This window comes from Selenomonadales bacterium (assembly GCA_017442105.1).
GTDB lineage: Bacteria > Bacillota > Negativicutes > RGIG982 > RGIG982 > RGIG982.
The window spans coordinates 1-4,974 of sequence record JAFSAX010000217.1; the positions used below are offsets into that span (position 1 = coordinate 1).

General features: G+C 51.5%; 6 protein-coding genes. All 6 read left to right on the plus strand.

The genetic code is table 11. The features are described from left to right. Positions 1 to 64: 64 nt before the first annotated feature. Positions 65 to 562: a CarD family transcriptional regulator gene (locus IJN28_08265; GenBank protein MBQ6713762.1), complete on the plus strand. Its 498-nt coding sequence runs from the start codon at positions 65 to 67 to the stop codon at positions 560 to 562. A 97-nt stretch (positions 563 to 659) separates the two neighbouring features. Continuing rightward, positions 660 to 1,775, plus strand: a complete 1,116-nt coding sequence (locus IJN28_08270) for a TRAM domain-containing protein (protein ID MBQ6713763.1) — start codon at positions 660 to 662, stop codon at positions 1,773 to 1,775. A 94-nt stretch (positions 1,776 to 1,869) separates the two neighbouring features. Beyond that, positions 1,870 to 2,556, plus strand: a complete 687-nt coding sequence (locus IJN28_08275; GenBank protein ID MBQ6713764.1) for a 2-C-methyl-D-erythritol 4-phosphate cytidylyltransferase — start codon at positions 1,870 to 1,872, stop codon at positions 2,554 to 2,556. Then, positions 2,553 to 3,032 (plus strand): 2-C-methyl-D-erythritol 2,4-cyclodiphosphate synthase, encoded by a 480-nt coding sequence (locus IJN28_08280; GenBank protein ID MBQ6713765.1) that lies wholly within the window; start codon positions 2,553 to 2,555, stop codon positions 3,030 to 3,032. The genes IJN28_08275 and IJN28_08280 overlap by 4 nt, the downstream gene beginning before the upstream one ends. 125 nt (positions 3,033 to 3,157) lie before the next feature. Then, the gene (locus tag IJN28_08285) at positions 3,158 to 3,409 is read left to right on the plus strand and encodes a hypothetical protein (protein ID MBQ6713766.1); all 252 of its coding nucleotides are present in this window, start codon (positions 3,158 to 3,160) and stop codon (positions 3,407 to 3,409) included. A 112-nt stretch (positions 3,410 to 3,521) separates the two neighbouring features. Next, a partial coding sequence (locus IJN28_08290; GenBank protein MBQ6713767.1) for a glutamate--tRNA ligase occupies positions 3,522 to 4,974 on the plus strand: 1,453 nt, incomplete at its 3' end.

A 4,974-nucleotide genomic window follows, 5' to 3' on the forward strand; every position in this document is an offset into this window, starting at 1 on the left:
ATAAAAAGTTTTTGACTTTTTAGAAAAGTTTGTTTATACTGAAAGTATATTGGGGGTGCTGTCTATGCTATCTATCGGAGATCGTGTCGTATATCCAATGCACGGCGCGGGCATTATCGAGAGTATCGAAGAACAAGAGATCATGGGTGAAGTGCAGCCATATTATGTGCTGAAGATACCGTTCGGCAATATGCGCGTCCTGATACCGCTTAAAAAGGCCGCCGATGTCGGGCTGAGATGCATCATTGATGCAGGAGAGATCTGTACTGTCGAGAAGGTGCTCGGTGATGCGCCGGACTTGTCTGACGGCGGGAACTGGAATCGTCGGTTCAATGCCAATATGGCGAAGCTCAAGAGCGGCAACATCATTGCTGTCGCCGAAGTCGTGCGCAATCTGACACTGTCCGACCGTGTGAAGAAGATATCGAGCGGAGAAAGACGGCTTCTCGATACGGCGAAGCATATTTTGGCGAGCGAGCTGGCGCTTGCCTCTAAGAGAGAGCTTGCCGAAACGGAAAAATGGCTCCAAGATCTCCTCAGACGGAATGAAGCCGTTTCGTGATGTATAAAAATACAAATTTTTGCGGGACGTAAGAAGGAATCTGACTGATAGTTGGCTAATAAAAGAAAGTACTGATTTTGGGAAAGGGGGTGAAACTATGTTAGACAGACTGTTACGATTTGGAATCACAGTTTTGATGGGGATCGCAGGTTTGATGCTCGTTCGTCTGGCGATACCGTATTGGGCACCACTCATCGAAACAGACTTTTTAAACGGAAGTATATTCGGAACAACATTACTCGTCGTATTGGGCTTGGCTGTCGGGATGACGGTTGGTGGCATCATCGGCTACTTGTTATCGCCGTGGCTTATCAAGATCGCATGGCAAGTGACGTACTGGATGGAACGTCGCCTCAATAAGATGCCATTGCAGGATGTTATCGTGGGCTCGATCGGATTGGCTATTGGACTTATAATTGCAAACTTACTCGGTGCGGCATTTGTGCCGGTTCCAATCGTAGGCAACTATATCCCGGGTATCTTGAGCATTTTATTCGGGTATCTCGGTATCAATCTTATCCTGCGCAAGCGTGAAGAGATCGCAAGCATCGTTTCGTCGCGCTCCGTCTTCGGCAAAGATCGTGCAGTGAAAGATAAAACGAATGCGAAACCGAAGATCCTCGACACGAGCGTCATCATCGACGGACGTATCGCTGACATCCTCAATACGGGCTTCATCGACGGCACGCTCGTCATTCCCGTATTTGTACTGGAAGAGCTGCAGCATATCGCCGACTCGTCCGACCTTCTTCGTCGGACACGCGGTCGCCGTGGGCTTGATATCTTAAATCATATCCAAAAAGAAACGGATCTGACGGTCGTTATCGACGAACATGATTTCGACGATATCAGCGAAGTTGATTCCAAGCTCATCAAGCTGGCGCATATCCTTCGTGCGAAAGTTATCACGAACGATTACAATCTCAATAAGGTCGCGGAGATACAAGGGGTAGAAGTCCTCAATATCAACGAATTGTCCAACGCCATCAAGCCTGTCGTTCTTCCGGGTGAAGAAATGACGGTCACGATCATCAAAGACGGCAAAGAGATCGGACAAGGCGTGGCGTATCTCGATGACGGTACGATGATCGTCGTTGACAGCGGCAAGCAGTACATCGGCCGTTCCATCGCAGTCATCGTCACCTCGGTGCTCCAGACGGCGGCAGGTCGCATGATCTTCGCCAAACCGAAGGCGTTTGAACGCGGTGCATAAAAAAACAAAGGATCTGCTTTCTTCGGAAGGCAGATTTTTTTGTTTTGTCGGGGGAAATATAGTATGATAGAAGAAACGAAAAGGGGTGGCGAAGATGATATCTGTCATTGTCGCGGCGGCAGGTCGCGGTTCACGAATGAAGCGGGCGGAGAACAAGGTGTTCTTACCTCTTTTGGATAAACCTATTTTACGATACAGTATAGAAGCGTTCCTTAGGCGACGCGATGTGGCGGAAGTCATCGTCATTTGCGCCGCGCACGAACAGGCACAGATGGAATCGTTCGTAGAAGCGTATCGCGGGCAAAAGCCCGTCAAGGTCGTCGTTGGCGGAAGCGAGCGGCAATATTCCGTTGCCAACGCGCTCCGTGCGGCAGATAGAAAGAGCGAGCTGATCCTCGTCCATGACGGTGCCAGACCGCTCGTAACAGACGAGGTCGTGCAGTCGGTCATCGACAGCGCGAGAGCACATCGTGCGGCCATTGCGGCAGTGCCTGTGAAAGACACGATCAAGACAGTCGATGATAGCGGCATGGTCGCCCTTACCCCGCCGAGAAGCACGCTCTTTGCGGTACAGACACCGCAGGGCTTTGCATCGCAGCTTCTCTTTGATGCGTATGCACGCGCCGAGGAGGACGGATTCTTGGGCACGGACGATGCGAGCCTCGTCGAACGGCTCGGTGTGCGCGTCGCCATTGCCAAAGGAGATTATCAAAATATCAAGATCACGACACCCGAAGACCTCATCATCGGGGAAGCGTTGTTGAAAGGAAGAAGCAAATGAGAGTAGGAATCGGATATGATGTACATAGATTAGTAGAAGGACGCAAGCTCATCTTGGGCGGCGTAGAAATTGAGCATGAGGTAGGGCTTCTCGGCCATTCGGACGCCGATGTGCTTCTGCATGCCATCTCGGACGCGCTCTTAGGTGCGGCGGCGCTCGGCGATATCGGCAAGCATTTCCCCGACAAGGATCCGCAGTATAAAGGCATCTCGAGCCTTATCCTGCTCACGCACGTCGGCAGACTGCTCTGCGAGCACGGCTATGCTGTCGGCAACATCGATGCGACGATCGTGGCACAGGCGCCGAAGCTTGCCCCGCATATCGACGCGATGCGCAGCAATATCGCTGATGCACTCGGTATCGAAGTCGGTCAGGTCGGCGTGAAAGCGACAACGACGGAAGGCCTTGGCTTTGCCGGAACGAAAGAAGGCATGGCATCGTATGCCGTTGCACTTCTTGTCAGCAAAGGCGCATAAAAGGCTCGTCTTTGCAGGGACGAAAAAGGCAGGATATCGTATCATGTCTGATCCTTGCGTGTAAAGGCGTATAAAAAGAAGCATCTCCGTACATAGTAAGAAAAACGTGCGGGGAGGCGGTCGATATGAAACGGTTGATGATCGTCACGGCAGTCTGTCTGATGATGATGGTGCCGTCCGTCTGCATGGCATCGAGCGAGGTCAGACTGTTTGCCGATGAGGGCGGCTGGCGGGCAGAGGTGTGGCATGACGGTGCGCTCTTTTTGCGATTCGTCTTGGCAGAAACGGTCGCTGTATGGCGAACAGAGGATGATGATAAGACGCTTCGGGCATGCCCATTTGTCGAAGATGGTATGCTCAGGCTCATCATTCGGTAACAAAAGCGAAGGAAAATGCGTAAACCGCGCGTGACCCTTCGCTTTTCTCTTTACATAACGGGATAGAATCTGATACAATACAAGAATAAGTTATTCTGGAGGGGTATATTACATGGCTGATAAAATGAGAGTGCGTTTTGCACCGAGCCCGACGGGTCCGTTCCATATCGGCGGTGCGCGTTCGGCACTTTTTAACTGGTTACTTGCGAAAAAAGACCAAGGCACGTTGGTGCTTCGTATTGAAGATACAGACAGAGAACGTTCGACGAAAGAGTCGGAAGAAAACATCAAAGAAGCCTTGAAATGGCTCGGTATCACGTGGGACGAAGGGATCGACGTCGGCGGCGAGCACGGTCCGTACCGTCAGACGGAACGCCTTCACATCTACGAAGAATACACGAAAAAATTGCTCGCGAGCGGACAGGCTTACGAATGTTTCTGCACCGATGAAGAGATCGAAGCGGAACGTCAGGCACTCAAAGACGCAGGCAAAATGCCGATCTATCAGGGCCATTGCCGTCATTTGACGGAAGAGCAGAAAGAAGCGTATCGCGCTGAAGGCCGCAAACCGACGATCCGTTTCCGCGTTCCCGAAAATCAGGAGATCATCGTCGATGATATGGTACGCGGTCGCGTCACGTTCGACTCGAACGGTGTCGGTGACTTCGTTATCGTAAAATCGGACGGTATCCCCGTATATAACTACGCTGTCGTTATCGACGATGCTACGATGGAGATCACGCACGTTATCCGTGCCGAAGAACATCTCTCCAACACGCCGCGTCAGGTCGTGCTCTATGAAGCACTCGGCCTTCCGACACCGCGTTTCGGTCACGTATCGCTCATCCTCGGCAAAGACCGTACGAAAATGAGCAAACGTCACGGCGCAACGAGCGTCGATCAGTATCGTAAGCTCGGCTATCTCCCGGAAGCGATTGTCAACTTCCTCGCACTTCTCGGCTGGTCGCCGACGGGTGAAGAAGAGATCCTCTCGGCAGAAGAACTCATCGAGCAGTTCTCCATGGATCGCGTTGCGAAAAACCCTGCCGTATTCGATATCGACAAGCTCAACTGGATCAATGCCCAGTACATGAAAAATGCAGACCCTGCGATGGTATGCGATCTCGCTATCCCGCATCTCGTAGAAGCAGGCTATATCACGGAAGACATCTCCGCAGAAGAAAAAGCAAAACTCGTTGAATTCACCGCCGCTGTACAGGATCACCTCAGCTATGCGGCACAGCTCACGGAGCTTGCAGACCTTTATTTCAACGATGAGTTCGATGTAACAGACGAAGAGATGAAAGAAATTCTTGCCGACGAAACGGTACCTGCCGTAACGGCTCTCTTTGCGCAGAAGATGAATGAGCTTGAAGTCGTTGACTTCGCGGCGGTCAAAGCCATCTTCAAAGCGATTGGCAAAGAACTCAAAGTAGGCGGCAAAAAAGTATTCATGCCGCTCCGTATCGTAACGACGGGTCAGATGCATGGTCCCGACCTTGCAAAAATGATCCCGATCATCGGTCGCGAACGTATCCTCGCAAGAATGGCACGTACGCTCGATG

What these genes read in the sequence shown, in the direction of transcription:
- IJN28_08280 (MBQ6713765.1), top strand. Translation starts at nt 2,553, where the DNA reads ATGAGAGTAGGAATCGGATATGATGTACATAGATTAGTAGAAGGACGC.
- IJN28_08275 (MBQ6713764.1), top strand. Translation starts at nt 1,870, where the DNA reads ATGATATCTGTCATTGTCGCGGCGGCAGGTCGCGGTTCACGAATGAAG.
- IJN28_08270 (MBQ6713763.1), top strand. Translation starts at nt 660, where the DNA reads ATGTTAGACAGACTGTTACGATTTGGAATCACAGTTTTGATGGGGATC.
- IJN28_08285 (MBQ6713766.1), top strand. Translation starts at nt 3,158, where the DNA reads ATGAAACGGTTGATGATCGTCACGGCAGTCTGTCTGATGATGATGGTG.
- IJN28_08265 (MBQ6713762.1), top strand. Translation starts at nt 65, where the DNA reads ATGCTATCTATCGGAGATCGTGTCGTATATCCAATGCACGGCGCGGGC.